This is a genomic window from Pseudomonas argentinensis (assembly GCF_001839655.2).
Classification (GTDB): Bacteria; Pseudomonadota; Gammaproteobacteria; order Pseudomonadales; family Pseudomonadaceae; genus Aquipseudomonas; species Aquipseudomonas argentinensis_B.
The window spans coordinates 2,255,447-2,274,315 of sequence record NZ_CP056087.1 but is presented as its reverse complement, the minus strand read 5'-3'; the positions used below and the strand labels follow the sequence as shown (position 1 = coordinate 2,274,315).

The 18,869-nt window shown below is 59.9% G+C and carries 17 protein-coding genes; 10 read left to right on the top strand and 7 right to left on the bottom strand.

All coding sequences use genetic code 11. The features are described from left to right. Positions 1-5 precede the first annotated feature (5 nt). Both SA190iCDA_RS10130 and SA190iCDA_RS10125 read left to right on the top strand, forming a co-directional pair. Positions 6-404, top strand: coding sequence for a GNAT family N-acetyltransferase (locus tag SA190iCDA_RS10130; protein ID WP_070886809.1), 399 nt, complete (start codon positions 6-8; stop codon positions 402-404). Between the two features lie 154 nt (positions 405-558). Continuing rightward, complete coding sequence (locus SA190iCDA_RS10125; protein WP_070886808.1) at positions 559-1,590, top strand: GGDEF domain-containing protein; 1,032 nt, start codon at positions 559-561, stop codon at positions 1,588-1,590. A 508-nt stretch (positions 1,591-2,098) separates the two neighbouring features. On the opposite strand, the gene SA190iCDA_RS10120 is transcribed toward SA190iCDA_RS10125, so the two are convergent. From SA190iCDA_RS10120 to SA190iCDA_RS10105, 4 genes are all read right to left on the bottom strand, one after another. After that, positions 2,099-3,754 carry a cation acetate symporter gene (locus tag SA190iCDA_RS10120; RefSeq protein ID WP_070886807.1) on the bottom strand — a complete coding sequence of 552 codons (1,656 nt, stop codon included), beginning with the start codon at positions 3,752-3,754 and terminating at the stop codon, positions 2,099-2,101. Beyond that, entirely contained in the window at positions 3,751-4,062 is a 312-nt protein-coding gene (locus SA190iCDA_RS10115) for a DUF485 domain-containing protein (RefSeq protein WP_070886806.1), read from the bottom strand. The genes SA190iCDA_RS10120 and SA190iCDA_RS10115 overlap by 4 nt, the downstream gene beginning before the upstream one ends. Before the next feature lie 117 nt (positions 4,063-4,179). Continuing rightward, positions 4,180-4,524 (bottom strand): hypothetical protein, encoded by a 345-nt coding sequence (locus SA190iCDA_RS10110; RefSeq protein WP_070886805.1) that lies wholly within the window; start codon positions 4,522-4,524, stop codon positions 4,180-4,182. A gap of 68 nt (positions 4,525-4,592) precedes the next feature. Then, on the bottom strand, positions 4,593-5,165 hold the full coding sequence (locus SA190iCDA_RS10105) for a flavin reductase family protein (protein ID WP_070886804.1): 573 nt from the start codon (positions 5,163-5,165) through the stop codon (positions 4,593-4,595). A gap of 194 nt (positions 5,166-5,359) precedes the next feature. Here SA190iCDA_RS10105 and SA190iCDA_RS10100 point away from each other — a divergent pair, with 194 nt between their 5' ends. The 3 genes from SA190iCDA_RS10100 to SA190iCDA_RS10090 all read left to right on the top strand — a co-directional run bounded on the left by SA190iCDA_RS10100 (position 5,360) and on the right by SA190iCDA_RS10090 (position 8,186). Then, a complete protein-coding gene (locus SA190iCDA_RS10100; RefSeq protein WP_070886803.1) occupies positions 5,360-7,069 on the top strand; it encodes an amidase in 1,710 nt (569 codons plus the stop codon). A gap of 95 nt (positions 7,070-7,164) precedes the next feature. Further along, the gene (locus tag SA190iCDA_RS10095) at positions 7,165-7,878 is read left to right on the top strand and encodes an AzlC family ABC transporter permease (RefSeq protein ID WP_070886802.1); all 714 of its coding nucleotides are present in this window, start codon (positions 7,165-7,167) and stop codon (positions 7,876-7,878) included. After that, complete coding sequence (locus SA190iCDA_RS10090) at positions 7,875-8,186, top strand: AzlD family protein (protein ID WP_070886801.1); 312 nt, start codon at positions 7,875-7,877, stop codon at positions 8,184-8,186. The genes SA190iCDA_RS10095 and SA190iCDA_RS10090 overlap by 4 nt, the downstream gene beginning before the upstream one ends. Before the next feature lie 267 nt (positions 8,187-8,453). On the opposite strand, the gene SA190iCDA_RS10085 is transcribed toward SA190iCDA_RS10090, so the two are convergent. After that, positions 8,454-9,398, bottom strand: coding sequence for an AraC family transcriptional regulator (locus SA190iCDA_RS10085; protein ID WP_070886800.1), 945 nt, complete (start codon positions 9,396-9,398; stop codon positions 8,454-8,456). A gap of 233 nt (positions 9,399-9,631) precedes the next feature. On the opposite strand from SA190iCDA_RS10085, the gene SA190iCDA_RS10080 reads away from it, so the two are divergent. From SA190iCDA_RS10080 to SA190iCDA_RS10060, 5 genes are all read left to right on the top strand, one after another. Beyond that, positions 9,632-10,720 carry an alpha/beta hydrolase gene (locus SA190iCDA_RS10080; protein ID WP_070886799.1) on the top strand — a complete coding sequence of 363 codons (1,089 nt, stop codon included), beginning with the start codon at positions 9,632-9,634 and terminating at the stop codon, positions 10,718-10,720. 148 nt (positions 10,721-10,868) lie between these two features. After that, on the top strand, positions 10,869-12,080 hold the full coding sequence (locus SA190iCDA_RS10075) for an MFS transporter (RefSeq protein WP_070886798.1): 1,212 nt from the start codon (positions 10,869-10,871) through the stop codon (positions 12,078-12,080). 697 nt (positions 12,081-12,777) lie between these two features. Then, the gene (locus SA190iCDA_RS10070) at positions 12,778-13,746 is read left to right on the top strand and encodes a sensor histidine kinase (protein ID WP_139159526.1); all 969 of its coding nucleotides are present in this window, start codon (positions 12,778-12,780) and stop codon (positions 13,744-13,746) included. Continuing rightward, positions 13,736-14,062, top strand: coding sequence for an STAS-like domain-containing protein (locus tag SA190iCDA_RS10065; RefSeq protein WP_170833964.1), 327 nt, complete (start codon positions 13,736-13,738; stop codon positions 14,060-14,062). Before SA190iCDA_RS10070 ends, SA190iCDA_RS10065 begins: the two co-directional genes overlap by 11 nt. A gap of 16 nt (positions 14,063-14,078) precedes the next feature. Next, positions 14,079-14,588: a hypothetical protein gene (locus SA190iCDA_RS10060; RefSeq protein WP_070886796.1), complete on the top strand. Its 510-nt coding sequence runs from the start codon at positions 14,079-14,081 to the stop codon at positions 14,586-14,588. A gap of 478 nt (positions 14,589-15,066) precedes the next feature. On the opposite strand, the gene SA190iCDA_RS10055 is transcribed toward SA190iCDA_RS10060, so the two are convergent. Both SA190iCDA_RS10055 and SA190iCDA_RS10050 read right to left on the bottom strand, forming a co-directional pair. Next, positions 15,067-15,585 (bottom strand): hypothetical protein, encoded by a 519-nt coding sequence (locus tag SA190iCDA_RS10055; RefSeq protein ID WP_236101152.1) that lies wholly within the window; start codon positions 15,583-15,585, stop codon positions 15,067-15,069. 1,965 nt (positions 15,586-17,550) lie between these two features. Then, on the bottom strand, positions 17,551-18,423 hold the full coding sequence (locus SA190iCDA_RS10050; protein WP_236101150.1) for a hypothetical protein: 873 nt from the start codon (positions 18,421-18,423) through the stop codon (positions 17,551-17,553). Positions 18,424-18,869: the final 446 nt, after the last annotated feature.

The window sequence follows — 18,869 nt, the reverse complement described above, 5'->3', positions numbered from 1 at the left end:
TATCGATGACCGAGTTTCGCTGCCTGCCCGACCACCTGCGCCCCCTGGCCGACAAGTTCTACCGCAGCCAGCACTCGGCCATGCGCACCCGGGCGGCCCACCGGGTGTGGGTGGCCGAGCGCACGCAGATCATCGCCGCCCTGTGCCTGCAGCCGATGGCTCACGGCCAGTGGCTGACCAGCCTGCTGGTCGACACCGAGCAGCGCCGGCAAGGCGTGGCCAGCGCCCTGATCAGCCATGCGCTGCACGGGATCGACACACCGGTGTGGCTGTTCTGCCATCCTGATCTCGAACCTTTCTACGGCCGCCTGGGCTTCGCGCCCTGCCCATCGCCACCCGCCCCCCTGGCCGAACGCCTGCAGCGTTACAAAAAGAAAAAGATATTGAACGTAATGGCACGTTGATATTTCATAAGCACTGACGTGACGCTGGCAACCGAGCCACCTCGCTTCGCGATAGCCGCTACTGCCCGCCGTGGTCGACGTCCATGGATTCCAGCGCTACCGAGAAGCGAGCACTGCTGCCAGGCGAACGCGCGAACAATGAGAACAACAGACCATGGGCAGACCGTTCAATCGTGCTCTTGCGCGGCTGCGCAGGGACTTTCAGCTCTCCATCATTACCCTGATGGGGTTCTTCGGGGTACTCGGTATCTCGCCTTACGCCATCTATCGCCTGTCGCAAGGCAACTACGCGGTCGGTATCGCCGACACCATCATCGTGCTATCAACCCTCTTCGCCATGGGCTACGCCTGGCGAACCGGCGATACGCGCAAGCCGGGTCTCTGCCTGATGGTCGTCGCCTCCCTGTGCGCCACCCTGATCGTCATCAAGCTGGGCATCAACGGCCTGTTCTGGATCTATCCGCTGATCCTTCTCAACTTCTTCATGGTGCCGCCGCTGCTGGCATTGCTGGCGACCGTCGCAGTGCTGGTCGCGCTGGTGGTCTACTCGAGGCTGATACCGGGTACGGTATTCGAAAGCGATTACCAGATGCTGTCGTTCATCGTCACCGCGATGCTCTCCAGCACCCTCAGTTTCATCTTCGCCCAACGCGCGAGCTACCAGCGCAACCAACTGCAGTCCTGGGCCACCCGCGACGCGCTGACCGGCGCGCGCAATCGGCGGGTGATGGATCAGGAGTTGAAGATCGCCGTGGCCAACAAGCGCCGGCACGACATCAACAGCGCCGTACTGGTCATCGACATGGATCACTTCAAGCAGGTCAACGACCGCTTCGGTCATGCGGTGGGCGATCAGGTGCTGGTGAATTTCGTCGAGCTGACCAACCGGTGCTTCCGCCACGAAGACCGGCTGTTCCGTTTTGGCGGTGAAGAGTTCCTGTTGCTGCTGTGCAATACCGACGAAAAGGGCCTGCGCGCAGCCGCTCTGCAGTTGCAGGCGCAGATCGCCCAGCATCTGACCAGCCCGGGCGGGCCGGTGACGGTGTCCATGGGCGGCGCCGTGCTGTACGCCAACGAGCACTGGCAGGACTGGCTGCAACGGGCCGATCACCAGCTTTATGAAGCCAAGCGCGCCGGGCGTAACCGCATCCATATCGACACCTACCAGGTGGCGGCACTGGCCTAGCGAAGGCGGCAGCGGACTCTTCACCCCAAGCCGGCCTCAGGCCCGGCGAGCCTGTCCGGCCGAGCCAGTCTGGCCAGGCCAGCAGCCCGCCCCCCGAGCCCACACGTTGGCACGTCCAGCCAGGTAGCCTGGCAAAAACGAACGCCCTCCTGCCTGCCCTTGAAGCAGGCCCGGGAGCGACGGCGCAAGAAGGGTTCTTTGCATAGTTTGGGGAAAGTGTGGGTTAACACCGGACTGGCAAATAAGTGTTCGCTGCCGATGACTTGGCACTCTCCATTGGCCCGCCGCCTGGCCTAATAGGTTTCACCCCTTGCGAACGAGTCAGCGTGTGGCGCCCGTAAGGGGCGCAACACAAAGGTTCAGTACACGCGGTAATGGATAGTGCCAAGCCAGTAAGTGATACGCACACAAACTTGCCAGTCCGGTGCCAAGCCTATCCTCCCCGCGAAATGCGAAGAACAAAAAAGGGGCGACCCGCAGGCCGCCCCTTGGTTTACCCGTTGGGCGATCAGTGGGCCGAAGCGCCACTGGCCCCCAGGCCGGTGTGCGAACGCACGAACTGCGGCAGGAACAGCGCACGTTCCTCTGCAGCCGCTTCGGACTTGTCGGTGATCGAGAAGAACCAGATACCGACGAACGCCACGATGATCGAGAACAGCGCCGGATACTCGTATGGGAAGATCGCCTTCGCGTGGCCGAGCACGGTGACCCAGATGGTCGGGCCGAGCACCATTAGCACGACGGCGGTGATCAGGCCCAGCCAGCCGCCGATCATGGCGCCCCGGGTGGTCAGGTTCTTCCAGTACATGGAAAGGAACAGCACCGGGAAGTTGCAGCTCGCCGCGATGGAGAACGCCAGGCCCACCATGAACGCGATGTTCTGCTTCTCGAAGAGAATGCCCAGGCCGATGGCCAGCACCCCCAGGCACACGGTGGTGATCTTCGAAACGCGCAGCTCGTCCTTCTCGTTGACGTTGCCCTTTTTGAACACGCTGGCGTACAGGTCGTGGGAAACCGCCGAAGCGCCCGCCAGGGTCAGGCCGGCAACCACCGCGAGGATGGTGGCGAAGGCCACGGCCGAGATGAAGCCCAGGAAGATGCTGCCGCCCACGGCATTGGCCAGGTGCACCGCCGCCATGTTGTTGCCGCCGAGCAGCGCGCCGGTGGCGTCCTTGAAGACCGGGTTGGTGCTGACCAGCAGAATCGCGCCAAAGCCGATGATAAAGGTCAGGATGTAGAAGTAGCCGATGAAACCGGTGGCGTAGAACACCGACTTGCGGGCTTCCTTGGCATCGCTCACGGTGAAGAAGCGCATCAGGATGTGCGGCAGACCTGCAGTACCGAACATCAGAGCCAGGCCCAGGGAGATCGCCGAAATCGGATCCTTGACCAGGCCGCCGGGGCTCATGATCGCTTCGCCGTTGGCGTGGACCTTGATGGCTTCGGAGAACAGGGTGGCGAAGTTGAAACCGACGTGCTTCATCACCATCAGCGCCATGAACGAGGCGCCGGAAAGCAGCAGCACCGCCTTGATGATCTGCACCCAGGTGGTGGCCAGCATGCCGCCGAACAGCACGTACATCACCATCAGGATACCGACCAGCACGACCGCCACGTGGTACTGCAGGCCGAACAGCAGTTCGATCAGCTTTCCGGCACCGACCATCTGCGCGATCAGGTAGAAGGCCACCACCACCAGCGAGCCGCTGGCCGACAGGGTGCGGATTTCCTTCTGCTTGAGGCGGTAGGAGGCTACGTCGGCAAAGGTGTATTTACCCAGGTTGCGCAGGCGCTCGGCGATCAGGAAGAGGATCACCGGCCAGCCGACCAGAAAGCCGATCGAGTAGATCAGGCCGTCGTAGCCCGAGGTGAACACCAGGGCGGAAATACCCAGGAAGGAGGCGGCCGACATGTAGTCGCCAGCGATCGCCAGGCCATTCTGGAAGCCGGTGATACCGCCCCCCGCGGTATAGAAGTCCGACGTCGACTTGCTGCGCTTCGAGGCCCAGTAGGTGATGCACAGGGTGCCACCGACGAAGGCCAGGAACATCAGGATGGCAGGGGTGTTGACCGCCTGACGCTGCACGTCACCGGTCAGCGCGTCGGCCCACAGGGCCGGTGCCATGGCCATCAGGGCCAGGGCGCCAAGGATACGGCCGATCATTTGCCCACCTCGTCCAGGATCGCCTGGTTCAGGTTGTCGAATTCGCTGTTGGCGCGACGCACGTAGATACCGGTGAGCACGAAGGCCGACAGGATCACGCCCACACCGATGGGAATGCCCCAGGTGATCGGTGAGTCGGCACTGATGCGGGTACCGAGCAGGCCGGGCACGAAAGCGATGAGCAGAATGAAGCCGACATAGATGCCGAGCATGATGGCGGAGAGTATCCAGGCGAATCGCTCGCGCTTGGCTACTAGCTCCTGGAAGCGCGGATTTTGCTCGATCCGCCGGTAGATGCTGTCGTTCATTTTATTGTTATCCTCCACAGCAGGATGCTGGTACGGATAACTGTATGTCAGCAGTCAACTTGCGACAGACGACCTTAGTCGAAGCCCTCTGCTTTTTAGACCAAAGTCTAGTGCGGTCTAACGCCGCTGCTCGTACCGCTGGGTGCCCTGCCCCGGATAGCGCTGTACCTCGTAGCCGTTGGGATATTCGATGCTCTGGCGGATACCGCCGCGGGTTTCGAAGGTGGAGCTGCGCTGGCCGCTTTCGTAGCGGCGGGAGTCGATGCCCTGGGGCAGGCGTTGGCCACCATAGAGGTTGTAACGCTCCTGCCGCTCATAGGTGTCGACGCTACCGCTCGTTCCGGGGCTGACGTAGGCCTTGGGAATCACACGGATGGTCTGCGGCCCACGCTCGTCAGCGAGCGCGGCAGGAGCGCCGGCCATGATGGCCAGCGCCAGGGCAAGACTGATCGATGCTTTCATGGCGAACTCCGTGCGAGGCGCGAATGCGCCCTCGATGCATGTCCATCTGGGACAACGCCAGACGCGGATCATTTGCGCACCAGCGCCTCGCCAATGCCATAAAAGTGACCGCCGGCGACATGGTGAAGGCTGCGCCAGCTTGGGTCGGCATCCTCGAAATGCCAGCGCCCGTCGCGAAATACCCGGTCGTCGGCCCAGGCTGCGGTGACCTCGCCGATAAACAGGTCATAGGCCTGCTGGTTGTGCGGCTCGTCGATCAGCCGGCAGGCCAGCCATGCCGAACAGCCGGCCACGAACGGCAGATCCATGTCCCCGAGCGAGAACAGTTCGACGCCGCTGGCGGCCAGCTTGCCCGGTTCCTCGCTGAGGCTGCGCGAACCGACCTGATAGGTCAGCTCCAGCTGCGCGGCAGTGGGCACCTGGATGACGAACTGCCCGCTGCGCTCGACCAGCACGCGGGTGGCGGTGATCTTGTCGAGCACCACGGTCAGCTTGGGCGGATCGAAATCCAGGGCGCAGGCCCAGGCGGCGGCCATCACCCCGTCGACGCCATCATGACGGGCGGATACCAATACCGTCGGGCCATGGCTGAGCAGTCGGTAGGCCTTGTCCAGGCTCACGGGCTTGATCGAATCGTGCATATTGGCATCTCACTAGAATCCAGGCGCCAATGTACAACATTAGGCCTGTGCAAAAAATTGAACGCCTGGGGCTGCCTCTTCCGCACCGGTGGCACTAGAATCGACGCTCGACCGGCTCCGCATGAGCCGCCATTCCACCGGGCAACAGGCGCGCCAAGCACGTGGCCGGCCCGCGAGCCATCAGGGGTGACAGCATGTTCGAGGTAACCGAAGTCTCCATCGCCGAGCTGCGCGCCGCGCTCGAGGCCGGCCGCACGACCGCGGTCGAACTGGTCAAGGCCTACCTCGCGCGGATCGACGCCTACGATGGCGCCGATACGGCCACCCGGCTCAACGCCGTGGTGGTGCATAACCCCGATGCCCTGAAAGAGGCCGAGGCCTCGGACGCCCGTCGCGCCCGTGGCGAAACCCTGAGCCCGCTGGACGGAATTCCTTACACCGCCAAGGACAGCTACCTGGTCAAGGGCCTGACCGCTGCTTCGGGCAGCCCGGCCTTCAAGGATCTGGTCGCCCAGCGCGACGCCTTCACCATCGAGCGCCTGCGCGCCGCCGGTGCCATCTGCCTGGGCAAGACCAATATGCCGCCGATGGCCAATGGCGGCATGCAGCGCGGCGTCTATGGCCGTGCCGAAAGCCCCTACAACGCCAATTACCTCACCGCGCCGTTCGCCTCCGGCTCCTCCAATGGCGCCGGCACCGCGACCGCCGCGAGCTTCTGCGCCTTTGGCCTGGCCGAGGAAACCTGGTCGAGCGGCCGTGGCCCGGCCTCCAATAACGGCCTGTGCGCCTACACGCCGTCGCGCGGGGTGATTTCGGTGCGCGGCAACTGGCCGCTGACCCCGACCATGGACGTGGTCGTGCCCTTCGCCCGCACCATGGCTGACCTGCTGGAGATCCTCGACGCGGTGGTCGCCGACGACCCTGACACCCGTGGCGATCTGTGGCGCCTGCAGCCCTGGGTGCCGATCCCGAAAGCATCCGCCGTACGCCCCGCCTCCTACCCCGCGCTGGCCGCCGGGACTGATGCGCTCAAGGGCAAGCGCTTTGGCGTACCGCGCATGTACATCAATAAGGACGAGCTGGCCGGCACCAGCGAAAAGCCCGGTATCGGCGGCCCGACTGGCCAGCGCATCCATACCCGTGCCTCGGTGATCGCCCTGTGGGAGCAGGCGCGCGCCGCCTTGGAAAAAGCCGGTGCCACGGTGACCGAGGTGGATTTCCCGCTGGTGTCCAACTGCGAGGGCGACCGTCCCGGCGCGCCGACGGTGTTCAACCGCGGCCTGGTCTCCCGCGAGTTCCTGCATGACGAGCTGTGGGAACTGTCGGGCTGGGCCTTCGATGATTTCCTGCGCGCCAACGGCGACCCCAGGCTCAACCGGCTGGCCGACGTCGACGGCCCGCAGATCTTCCCCCACGACCCCGGCACCCTGCCCAACCGTGAAGACGACCTGGCCGCCGGCATGGACGAGTACGTGCGCATGGCCCAGCGCGGCCTCAAGGCCTGGGACCAAATCGCCAGCGTACCGGACGGCCTGCGCGGCCTGGAGAAGACCCGCCAGCTCGACCTCGAACAATGGATGGACGAACTCGAGCTCGACGCCGTGCTGTTCCCTACCGTCGCCGACGTAGGCCCTGCCGACGCCGACGTCAACCCGCAGTCCGCCGATATCGCCTGGAGCAACGGCGTTTGGGTCGCCAACGGCAACCTCGCCATTCGCCACCTCGGTGTGCCGACGGTTACCGTGCCCATGGGCGTGATGGCCGATATCGGCATGCCAGTCGGCCTGACCTTCGCCGGCCGTGCCTATGACGATAACGCGCTGTTGCACCTGGCCTCGGCTTTCGAAACCACCGGCAACAAGCGGCAGATTCCGTCGCGCACGCCACCATTGAAAGCCCGGTGACGGCAACACGGGATCGGCAGGCAAAACGGCCGATCCCGATTCCCCCACTGTAGCCTCGACGCGCTGAACACCACCAAAGCCCCATCGGGAGCCCTATGCCCACCCAAGAACAACGGCCTCTGCAAACCCTCGACCTCGCACTGACCTGGAATGGCTTCCGCCAGTTTCTGCCGATCTCGGCCTTCGTGGTGCTGTTCGGGTTGGCATTCGGCCTGGCCGCCACGCAAACAGGCTTGAGCAGCACAATAAGCCTGAGCATGAGTGCTCTGGTGTTCGCCGGCGCCTCGCAATTCGCCGCGCTGGATATGTGGGGCACGCATATTCCGCTGCTGCCTCTGGCGCTGACGGTATTCGCCATCAACGCCCGCCACCTGCTGATGGGCGCCACGCTGTATCCCTGGCTCAGCAACCTGCCGCCGGCCAAGCGCTACGGCGTGATGCTGGTGGTGTCCGACGCCAACTGGGCCATGTCGATGCAGGCCTTCGGCACCGACAAGCCCGGGCTCGGCCTGTTGCTAGGCGGTGGCCTGGCGCTGTGGCTGGCCTGGCTGATCGGCACCTGGCTGGGCATCTATTTCGGTAGCGCCATCGACGATCCGGTGAGCTTCGGCCTCGACATGGTGATGGGCTGCTTTCTGCTCGCCATGGTGGTGGGCGGCCAGAAGAACCTGCGCATGCTGATCATCTGGGCGGTCGCCGCCGGCGCATCGCTGCTGGCCTACTGGTACCTGCCCAGCAACAGCCATGTGGTGGTCGGTGCCCTGGCCGGCGGAGCCCTGGGCGCCCTGTGGATGGAGAAACAACAATGATGCTCGAAACGGCCGGCTCCGGCGCCCTGATCGTCGTGGCCGTCATGGCCGTGGTCACCCTGGCCACCCGCTGGGGTGGCGTGTTCGTGATGTCCTTCGTGCCGATCAACCTGAGAACCCAGCAGTTCATCAGCGCCATGTCCGGCTCGGTGCTGGTGGCCCTGCTCGCCCCCCTGGCGCTCGAAGGCGACGCAGGCGCCAGGCTGGCGCTGCTGAGCACCGCCATCGTCATGCTTCTGGTCAGGAAACCGCTTGCCGCCATTGCCGCGGGCATACTGGTCGCGGCCCTGGTTCGCCACCTGGTGTGACGGGCTCGCGCCACTAGGCTGCAACCCACTGAGCCCATCTCCCTGGCAGAACAATGCCTCGTCGTGCCACGAGTGGCAGTCGGCCTGGCGGCTGTGGCCGCACACGACCTGTCAGGTACCGCTCGGCTAAGAAGCAGGCCGAAGCGGTGATGGCTTCTGGATCGATAACGTCAGCACAGCGTGGAAACGCGGTCGCCCGCCTGGCGCTGCCTGCAATCACCTAATTGCCAACGACGCTCGCGTACAACAAATCAGGCGCGCCGCAGCCTACCCGGCAAGCTGGCCTTCGCCACCTGCTGCGCCCTCGACCTGCCCACGCAGCATGCCGATATCGCGCCTGGGCGATTGCCCGAAAAGGCGACTGTATTCACGGCTGAACTGCGACGGGCTTTCATAACCGACCCTGAACGCCGCGCTGGAAACGTCCAGGTGCTCGTTGAGCATCAGCCGTTTGGCCTCGTTCAGGCGCAACCATTTCTGGTATTGCAGCGGGCTCATGGCAGTGAGCTGGCGAAAATGATGATGAAACGTTGGCGCACTCATCTGCACGCGGGCGGCGAGTTCCTCGACACGCAGCGCCGAGCTGTAGTTGAGCTTCAGCCAGTCGATGGCCTTGGCGATCCGGTACCCCTGCCCATCGACCGAGGTGATCTGCCGCAGCTTGCCAGCCTGGTCGCTCATCAACAACCGGTAGTGAATCTCGCGCTGGATCAGTGGTGCCAGCACCGGTATGGCCTCCGGTTCCTCCAGTAGCGCCAGCAGACGCCCGAAGGATTTCAGCAAGGGCGCCGTCATGTTGCCGATCCCGACGCCGGTTCCCGCGCTGCGATCGCGGCTGGGCGGCAAGCCGCTCTGGGTGATCAGCTCGGCCAGCATGCGCAGGTCGAGTTTCAGGGTCAGCCCTACGCAGGGGTGCTCGGGGCTCGCCACCAGCACTTCGGAGTTGGCCGGCAGGTTGAGCGAGGTGACCAGAAACCGCGAGGGATCGTAGGGGTACCCCTCGCCCCCAACCCACAGGCGCTTCTCGCCCTGAGCGACCAGAATGATGCTCGGCTCGACCATGCACACCACAGGGGGCGAAGGGACTTCGCGCCGGAAGAAGCCGAGCCCGGCGATCGGCGTGGCCTCGTCCCCCGGCTGAGTGATCCGCGCGCCGATGCCCTGGGCGAGTGCCTGTTGTAGCGATGCGTTATGTATCTGCGGGTCTTTCATGCTCTTGTCTCTGCTGCTTCAGCGCACTCTACCCCGCTCCTGCGGAGCTTCCCATCAAAAGCCGGCAAGCCCATCGGATCGGGCAAGTAATCCAGCGAATTGCCCTACAGGCGCCTTGGGCCGGTCTGCAAAATGAACCGCGATTCGACTTCAGCCGTGCGCCACCCGGTTGCGATCAGGTGCCGCGCAGAACACCGAAAACAGACCTCGTCAAAAAAAACGGAGTGCATGCAATGAACCACTCGTATCCGCGCCTGGGCCTCATTCAGAGCGCTATTTTCGCCGGGCTTGCCGCCCTTGCCAGCGTGCCGGCAGCGTTCGCCCAGGAACCCCAGCGTGCCACGCCGAACCAGGCCCTGCCGCTCACCCAGGCGTGGGACAAGACCTTCGCGCAAAGCAGCAAGGTCGAGCACCGCAAGGTGACGTTCAAGAATCGCTACGGCATCACCCTGGCCGCCGACCTGTATCTGCCCAGGCAACGCACCGATCGACCACTGCCAGCCCTGGCGGTCAGCGGCCCGTTCGGCGCCGTGAAGGAGCAATCGTCCGGCCTGTATGCGCAGACCATGGCCGAGCGCGGCTACGTGACGCTGGCGTTCGATCCGTCCTATACGGGAGAAAGCGGCGGCGAACCCCGCGACCTGGCCTCACCGGACATCAACACCGAGGATTTCAGTGCTGCCGTGGATTTTCTCGGCCTGCACAAAGGCGTCGATCGCGAACGCATCGGCATCATCGGTATCTGCGGCTTTGCCGGCATGGGCCTGAGCGCCGCAGCGGTGGACACACGCATCAAGGCGGTGGTCACCACGGCCATGTATGACATGTCACGCGTCATGGCCAATGGCCTGAACGACAGCCTGACCCGGCAGCAACGGGCGCAGACGCTGGACCGGCTGAGCCGGCAGCGCTGGGTCGACGCGCAGAACGGGACGGCGATGCCGGGGCCGCGCATCCTGCCGGAGAAACTCGACGGCGAGGATGGCGAAATCATCGAAGAATTCTTCGGCTACTACCGCACCCCGCGCGGCTTCCACAAGAACTCGCCGAACTCGAACGGAGCCTGGACCGCCACCATGCCCCTGCCGTTCATGAACCTGCCACTGCTGAACCACATCGCCGAGATTTCGCCCCGCCCGGTGCTGATCATCGCCGGTGAAAACGCCCATTCGCGCTACCTCAGCGAAGACGCCTTCGAGGCCGCCGCGCAACCGAAACAGCTGCTGATCGTCAAGGACGCCAACCATGTAGACCTCTATGACCGCATGGACAAGATCCCCTTCGACACCATCAGCGATTTCCTCGCCAAGAGCCTCAGGTAACCGGAGTCGGCTGGGGCGGCCCCCGCGCGCCGGCATCCGCCCGAGGGTTATAGCGCCTGCGCCCACAGGGCGGCAGGCGTTTTTCTCGTGTTCATAGCCCGACAGCCACTCGGAAACGACACACCGGATTACCCGACACAGGATTTTCATGACCCACACCCATTCTTCCCCGGCAGCGCTTCCCCAATCCTGGGGCGCCGTACTTGCCCTGTCGCTCGCCGCCTTCGCACTGGTGGCCTCGGAGTTCATGCCCGTCAGCCTGCTGACGCCCATCGCGGCCGACTTGCACATTTCTGAAGGCCAGGCGGGCCAGGGCATCTCGGTATCCGGGCTGTTCGCCCTGCTTACCAGCCTGGTCATCGCCTCGATCGCTGCTCGGATCGACCGCAAGCGGCTGCTCTTGTCCCTGACAGCGCTGATGATCGTTTCGGGCACCGTGGTGGCCCTGGCCCCGAGCTATCCGATTTTCATGGTTGGCCGCGGGCTGATCGGTATCGCGATCGGTGGCTTCTGGTCGCTCTCGGCCGCCACCGCCATGGGTCTGGTACCGGCCGATCGAGTGCCACGGGCGCTGGCAGTCGTCAACGGCGGCAATGCCCTGGCCACGGTAATCGCCGCGCCTCTGGGCGCCTTTCTGGGTTCGCTGATCGGATGGCGGGGCGCCTTCTTCTGCATCGTGCCGGTCGCCGCGCTTGCCACGGTCTGGCTGATGCTGAGCCTGCCCTCGATCAGAACGCCGCGCCGTGATGCGGGCAGCAGCGTCCTGAACCTGATGAAACGTACGCCCGTGGCGCTCGGCATGGCCGCGGTAAGCCTGTTCTTCATGGGCCAGTTCATGCTGTTCACGTACTTGCGCCCGTTTCTGGAGTCCGTCACCGGAGTGACCATCAGCACCCTTTCACTGATTCTGCTGGTGTTGGGCGTGGCCGGTCTCGTGGGCACCTTGGTGATCGAAGCGTTCCTGAAAAACGGGCTGTATCGCACACTGGTGGCGATCCCGCTGTCGATGGCGGCGATCGCCGTGGCGTTGCGGGTGTTTGGCGGTTCAACATCGGCCACCACCCTACTCCTGGGTTGCTGGGGGCTGGCCGCCACGGCAGCCCCGGTCGGCTGGTGGACCTGGCTGGCGAACACCCTGCCGGACGATGCCGAAGCAGGCGGCGGCCTGATGGTGGCGATCATTCAACTGGCCATCGCCCTAGGCGCCGCCCTGGGTGGCCTGGCATTCGACCTCAGCGGTTATCGGGCGACCTTCCAGCTCAGCGCCGCGATCCTGGCGATGGCAGGTGTCGTCGCGTATCTGGCGGGGCGCGCCGCATCAGGGGCACGGCGCAACGGCCTGATGCCACGCCTGACATAGCGCCTGCAGCAGCACGGCAGGGCGCGCGTCGTTCCAGCGATACAGGTTGCCGATGCCTGGATGATCACCCCGCCATAAACGACAAAACCCGCACCAGGCGGGTTTTGTCAGCTTGGCTCGAGGCCAGGACTGGTGCGGAGACAGGAGTCGAATCTGCTATGCCAAAGTCAGAAAAATCAGGGACCCTGTTAGTTTCAAAAAAATAATAGGTACTCAATAAGGTACTCAAGCTAATCAACTCCGGCGATCACCGGGCGGAAACGGTGCCCGGAATCGAACCTGAACATGAGGGGATGGTGGGAGGGGCAAGCATTCTGATGACTCGACAGACCGGCGGATCTCACGACCGTCTTGATAGCACCGCCCTTTACTGAGCAGCGCCCTAGTGCCCTGATCCTCGTTTGCTTGCCCCCGATGAGCGCTTGTGTTCAGAGTGGCCAAATGAATCGTAACGACGGGACCTACATCCTGTGTTTAACCACTGTTTGGAGGAAATCCGCTCCATTTTGAGATAGGATGGAGGGTCGCCGTATTGCGGTCGAGCAATTTTGCCATGCCAGTGCAAGGAAATGATCTGGTGAAGAAACGTAAAGAATCAGATTGGATAAAGCAATGCAATGCGTCTCGGCGTGCGTACCGCAGCTTGGCGAGACCTAGGTATTCACCCAGTCCGTATCTCGTGAATTCGGCGCTAGGTTTGTATACCATTACCTTGCCCAAGGACTTGAGCGTATTCTCCGATATTAAACGCTATGCACTTTACAAGCTATTACGCCAAATTAGCGATACACCTAAAGAAGCAAAAATACTGCTAGACTTTCGTCGCCTCTCAACACTAAAGATCTCAGCAATTATAATTCTTTTTGCGCACTTAGAGATACTTATTGAATCGCGCGCACAAATGAGAATAAGGTGGCATCCATCCCTGGATGAAAGAATAAATGAAACGCTTGATAAACTTGGATTCTGGGAGCTCCTTGGGGGGAATTATACCCCAAAGGAAAATACCATAAAAATTTGCTCCATATCTCATCAGCAGAAAGAGAATGACGATAAGCGCCCACTGAAAGAGGCAATCCGTTACGCTGAACGCGCAATTTCTTCCTACGAACCAAGTAGTCCCGCTGAAGAAACAGACGCCCTTTTATTTGAAGCCGTCTCTGAATCATTTTCAAATGTATGGCAACATGCATATGCATCTGACATCGAAAAGAGACATAGCACTTTGCCAGTAGCGATTAAATCTCAAAAATGGTGGATTGCTCTTCAGCATGTTGATGACCAGCTCTTTATGGCTGTATATGATGTTGGGGTGGGCATACCTGCAAGTACCCAGAAGAAATCATGGTATAGATCACTCAGCGCTGAGGTGCTATCCAGATTAAAAGGAATGAGCTTAGATAGCATTGACATTCAAACTGCTCTAGAGTACGGGAATTCAAGATATCGAACTCAAGGCAGAGGCAATGGTCTACCTGCCGTAAAACGTTTTGTTGAGATAAACCCAAATGGACAGCTACACATCATGTCAGGTAAGAGCCTGTATAGATTCCGCTCCAAGGGTAAAGCAGAGAACTGGATGAACCTTCAAAATAAGTTTCCTGGAACTTTAATTCAATGGAATTTTGCTTTGACCGATGCAAATGGTGACAGTGATGAAGCCTGAGAAAGTCTTTAATGTAGCAGAGTATACCGACACACCAATCGGACGAAACTCCCTCGACGGTCCAAAAAACGGCGCCGACTACAGAGATAACTTTATCATACCTGCGCTTATAGATTACCAAACAATTAAGCTTGACTTCTCGGAAACTATTGGCACAACACCCTCCTTCCTTGAGGAAATTTTTGGGGGTATCATAAGGAGTAAAGTTCTTAGTCCAACCGAGCTCAGAAGGCGCGTTATCGTGATCTCGAAATACGAAAGCGTTAAAAGGAATGTAAAAAAATACATCGACGAAGCAGCAGCCAAACTGAATTAAGTAAAGAAATCTTAAAATGGACAAACTTGCGCTCATCATTGCCGTTATTGCGATAGTCGCCACATTTGCATCTGCAACTTCTGCCAGCGTACGCAACGAAGCGCACCAGCAGGCCAATAACATTCAGTCGATTCTCAAGGAGCTTTCGGAGATTACGCACCGCCAATTTGAATCATATTTAATGCTAGAGCAAGACAACGCCACCTTCGAGCATGCCAAAGCCAACATATACGAAGCCACTTTCAATATGAAGCTTGACTTACTTGAGTCAACTCTTTCATTGTTAGTCAGGCGGTGTTCTAGCATGTTTTTTTACGATGCCGATTCTCCAGAATTTTATGATCAATACATTGAAATGATCAGCGATCTTAGAAACCAAATTTCAAATTTCGCATATACAACGGAAGACTCACGCCGCAGCATACTCGTTATTGATGGAAAGCTAACAACATTATACTCAGCGCTCAACCACTATATTGGAAACAGGTTCAGACCTATCTTTGAAAAGATGGATAACACAATCTAGGCAACCAGCGTAGATAAATTATTCCGACACCAAGCACTAAACTAATCAGTCATTGTTCCGATAGACTGAAGAGTTGTCGTGAAAATACTGCGGCCTCCAAAAAACCCCGTTGAATACTATCACCACAACAACAAGCCAATATCAACACTTTACTCTCCAGTTTAACAACCCGCGTTGGATAGGGTTGTCACATCATCTCCTCCTCATCTCCTCCTCATCTCCAAGTCAGGGTGACTGTACGCTGCGGCCCACACTGTTCGGTACTCCTCTCGCGCTCGTTGATGTCATCCATGACTTGCATCAACCGGTTACATGCTACCGATTACTTGGGCGCACCCGCAGACCTCTCCCGCTTATGGCCTGATTAAAACCGCCACTCTCGACGGCGCTACCTATGCTGGATTGCAGGACAAAGCATGCAGCGTGATCTCCGGCACAGGCAACGTCTCTGGTAACGTGGTACACACGGCTGCCCATATCAGTGAGTGTTGCTACTCTTCCTCAAGCAGGCACCTGTCTCTCCAATAGTGGTAGCTCTTCTCAGGTTCGCAAGAAGATCAGCTTCGCTGACCTTTCCATTCCGAACGCTTGTGAGCTCTGCCTTTTTGAGCCAAAGGTGACCCTCCTTACTCTTGTTGGGGATGACAGTGATGACGATATCCACCGCCGGGCTCCCTGAAAATGTCCCCGTCACCTCTGGCTTAGTGAAGTTGAAGGTGAGCTCATCATCGTCCGTTGCAGAGACGCTTTGAGCAGCGACAATTGGGGCTCCTGCCCGAGAAGCGATTGGAAACCTGGCCGAGTAAAGTGCAGTGCCGTTGTGTACCTGCTTGGTTATCTCCAGAAAGTACTGCTCCCGATCCGTAACGCTAGACGGCGTCGTACAGTCCTCACCTTCAGTGGCGAAATACTTTCCCTCGAACGCATAATCGCCCTGCCAACATCCAGCTACAGACACAGATACCATAGCCAGTAACGCCAATTTCCATTTCTTCACCCAGCACGCTCCTTGATGACAATGTGCCATTGTTCCATTTACCTCCCGACAAAGCTACGGCTTGCGCCCATAGCATTGAGTTGCTGCACAAACAGTTGGCAGCGTAATTCGTCCAGACATAAAAGCGCCGGCATCCAGTACAGGCGGATGACGGAGCCCTCCGTGGCCACAATGACCCGACGCGCTGCCGTCTGCCTCCACGACCAGGAGGGAAACATCGCAGCGAGCACCAGAAGCTCCTGCAGATCGGCTCGCATCATGGTTTGCGCTCGCCATTCGTTTCTCGACGCTCAATCCACTCGGCCACTCCCCACAACCCCGCGCCTAGTACTGCCAGAACGACGATCAACCATAAGGGAACCAAACGGTGAGCCCCTAGCCAAAAACCCGCGCCGGCACACACAACTGTGACCCAAAACTGCTTCATACCGACCTCCTGCCTCATTTGAAGCCGAAGTTACCTCCATCTCGGGGCGTGTCATTGCGCTCTAGAAAAGATGCTGAGTTCCCCCAGTGGGATTTGAGGATGCCGTAACGATTTCTTGAGAGGCCGCGAGGTGCGCAAGGGAGATTACAAGGTGTCACAGAGTATGAAGATGAATCCCAACGGCCTGTCACTGGTGCGGCAGTGGCGCCATTAGTTGGTACGAATACACGTCGATGGTAGCGCTAGCTTTCGAGGGGATCATTGACGGGCAGCCTAGATGTGACTCACTGGCATGCCGATGGTGAAGCGGTGCGGCCAAATACTGGGGCGGGACGAAACTTGAGATTTCTGCCGGAGACATGCAGCAGCACGAGAGCTTCTGCGAAATGGGGGCTTGTGCAGACGCGCCCCACTGAACGTGGCGTCATCATCTGCACCAGGGCAGTCAGCGCCGCCCCTCCTGCCCAAACTCTACTTGTTAAATTTCGGGGGGTTTAGCGACCGCCCCGCACCTTGACTACTTGGCCGAGGTGGTGGAATTGAGCTAGGCCCAACCGGATTGGGAGATCGTGGGACCGATGGAGAGACTCCAGCACCGTTCTGAGGGCTCGAACCACCCCCACCTCGTGATGAAGCCGCAGCACCTATCCCGACCAACCTAGACCCCAACATGGCAACGCCAACCGCTTTCATAGCGAAGCGACCCGCATCACTAGCTGTAGCCACGGCGCCTGAAAGGCTGCCCGCTAGGCCTCCCAGCGAAACACCTAGCATACTCGAAGTGATCCAAGTGGAAAGGCCAAGCGATACGGCAGCTACGGCTGACATCAATCCACGAAGACCATCGTAATCAGCCCCTACTCCAGTCCATCCACTTGCAGCTCCCGCCTGCGCTACGGCTACAGCAGCCATAGTTTGTGAGATCGCAACGGTGATCATCTGAGCGGTCATAACCGCGACGACCGGAAGAAGGAGTAGAGATAGCCAATTAACGAGTATCGTAGCGCCCCGCAGCGGCGCGAGCAGCAGGAAAAGCGGGGCAAGGATCAAGACAATCCAGAACAACCAAGCCGACATGATGACATATCCCGGCAACAGCGTTTGCAGATCCAGCCAGCTACTGAAGTTTTTGAACATCTGCGCAGCGGCCAAGATTCCACCGGCGACCTCGGTGTCCCCAGCCGACATGCCCGTCGTTCTCCCTAGAGAACGAGCCATGAATCGTTGCCACGCCACGGCGGTACTGACCGCTCCAACCTCCGCGCTGACTCGCTGCCCACCCGCAATGACCTGACCTGAGTCGCGCAGCGCTTGGTAGGCCTGCTCTGCCCCTATCTGCGCGATCTGGTACGCCTCTACACAGCTGGATGGCCGAAACATGATCCCCTGATCATCCCCGACGATTGTCGATTTCTGATTAGGCATTTTGCTGATTGGCAAATAGGACGGCGTCGCATCATCTAGACCTGCAAGCCTTGCAGCCCAATGTGACTGAGTTGGCAACGCATAGCTGCTCCCCATGAAGGGGCCTGCCGATTCTAAAGCTCGTATACCCGCTTCTCGGCGTAACTGGATTGCTCTCTGATCGAGCACATGCTCCAAACCTGTACGAGCAGCCCCTCCTCCCAGCAAGTAGGCCCCCAACCGCCATTTTCTTCAGCGGAGCCAAAAACATATGTCCATGCACCTCCAAGGCCGGTACGCGCCTGCGCAATGAGACCAACTTCTTTATCTGGAATCCCAAGCCCGCCGCCGCCCAACAGGCCAATGGCATGCAGCGCCTCCACTTTGGCTGCATGCTCAGGCCCTGCTAGCTCAGCCGGTGCTGGGGCACAACTGGCGTTGTAATCCCTGATCAGCCGGGCGAGATCACTACCCGCAAACACATCCGCTGAGCGCCCAACCATATTGTCGATTGCCGCCTGCGCTGGGACGATTGTCCCGGCCACAGTTTGGTCGCTCAAAACCTGGTCAAATGCCTGCCGGTACATCACGTGTATCGCCATGACAACCTTAAGCGGAACCGCTTGGACCTCGATCATTCGTACTGATGCGCCACTTGGAAGCGTCACAGCCGCCGGTCTCATTCCATACGCCAACAGCAGGAAAATTAGGACACCGGCAAAAAATGTACGGCCTGCACCTTCACCTAACCGCAGCACAACCAGCAGTAGCCAGCCAATCCCCACCACTACGATCAGTTCAGTGCTCGTCTCATTGAGCGCAACGAACAGTGGTTCGGTAGCGGTCATGATCGTCAAAGCGACGTTCTCCCATAGACCGAATACCCAGTTGAACCCGGCAAAATCCTCAGCCGACGCGACACTCATCAAACAGCCCGCCGCCGAATTATCCAGCTCCGAAGGGCCAAACCAATCCTGGCGGCCCACAAACCAAACCAGATCAGACACAGCGCAAAACCGAGCAGGATGAAATACTGGGCCGCAGGTGCAGCTAGCAAATTGCCCGTGCGTTGAACCGCATCATACTGTTCCACCACATGCTGACCATATGGCCGCATAACTGCCGCAGCGAACAAGTGCAGCAGACCAAGAACTGGCCCGAGGACGATGCCAGCCCTACCAACCCACTTTGTGGCACAAGGCATCCGCAGGTGCATTGAGTCCAGAAAAATCCTCAGTTTCATGCTCACATCTCTCCGGTAAAAAGGCAGAACGACCTCCAGCCTATCGCTCCCCTTCCTGCGTCTCCACTCAACTCGATGTAGTTACTACCGTCTCACCTTTCGGCGCCTATGTGCCCGCTATGTAACGCGCCTAAACGGCGCTCTACATAGCGGGCACACTCGACCATTCCGATTTGACGCAACAAATACAACGCAGCGACATTGCGTTGT

Excerpts from the sequence above, each read along its gene's own strand:
- SA190iCDA_RS10130 (WP_070886809.1), top strand. The coding sequence starts at position 6 with ATGACCGAGTTTCGCTGCCTGCCCGACCACCTGCGCCCCCTGGCCGAC.
- SA190iCDA_RS10125 (WP_070886808.1), top strand. The coding sequence starts at position 559 with ATGGGCAGACCGTTCAATCGTGCTCTTGCGCGGCTGCGCAGGGACTTT.
- SA190iCDA_RS10120 (WP_070886807.1), bottom strand. The coding sequence starts at position 3,754 with ATGATCGGCCGTATCCTTGGCGCCCTGGCCCTGATGGCCATGGCACCG.
- SA190iCDA_RS10115 (WP_070886806.1), bottom strand. The coding sequence starts at position 4,062 with ATGAACGACAGCATCTACCGGCGGATCGAGCAAAATCCGCGCTTCCAG.
- SA190iCDA_RS10110 (WP_070886805.1), bottom strand. The coding sequence starts at position 4,524 with ATGAAAGCATCGATCAGTCTTGCCCTGGCGCTGGCCATCATGGCCGGC.
- SA190iCDA_RS10105 (WP_070886804.1), bottom strand. The coding sequence starts at position 5,165 with ATGCACGATTCGATCAAGCCCGTGAGCCTGGACAAGGCCTACCGACTG.
- SA190iCDA_RS10100 (WP_070886803.1), top strand. The coding sequence starts at position 5,360 with ATGTTCGAGGTAACCGAAGTCTCCATCGCCGAGCTGCGCGCCGCGCTC.
- SA190iCDA_RS10095 (WP_070886802.1), top strand. The coding sequence starts at position 7,165 with ATGCCCACCCAAGAACAACGGCCTCTGCAAACCCTCGACCTCGCACTG.
- SA190iCDA_RS10090 (WP_070886801.1), top strand. The coding sequence starts at position 7,875 with ATGATGCTCGAAACGGCCGGCTCCGGCGCCCTGATCGTCGTGGCCGTC.
- SA190iCDA_RS10085 (WP_070886800.1), bottom strand. The coding sequence starts at position 9,398 with ATGAAAGACCCGCAGATACATAACGCATCGCTACAACAGGCACTCGCC.
- SA190iCDA_RS10080 (WP_070886799.1), top strand. The coding sequence starts at position 9,632 with ATGAACCACTCGTATCCGCGCCTGGGCCTCATTCAGAGCGCTATTTTC.
- SA190iCDA_RS10075 (WP_070886798.1), top strand. The coding sequence starts at position 10,869 with ATGACCCACACCCATTCTTCCCCGGCAGCGCTTCCCCAATCCTGGGGC.
- SA190iCDA_RS10065 (WP_170833964.1), top strand. The coding sequence starts at position 13,736 with ATGAAGCCTGAGAAAGTCTTTAATGTAGCAGAGTATACCGACACACCA.
- SA190iCDA_RS10060 (WP_070886796.1), top strand. The coding sequence starts at position 14,079 with ATGGACAAACTTGCGCTCATCATTGCCGTTATTGCGATAGTCGCCACA.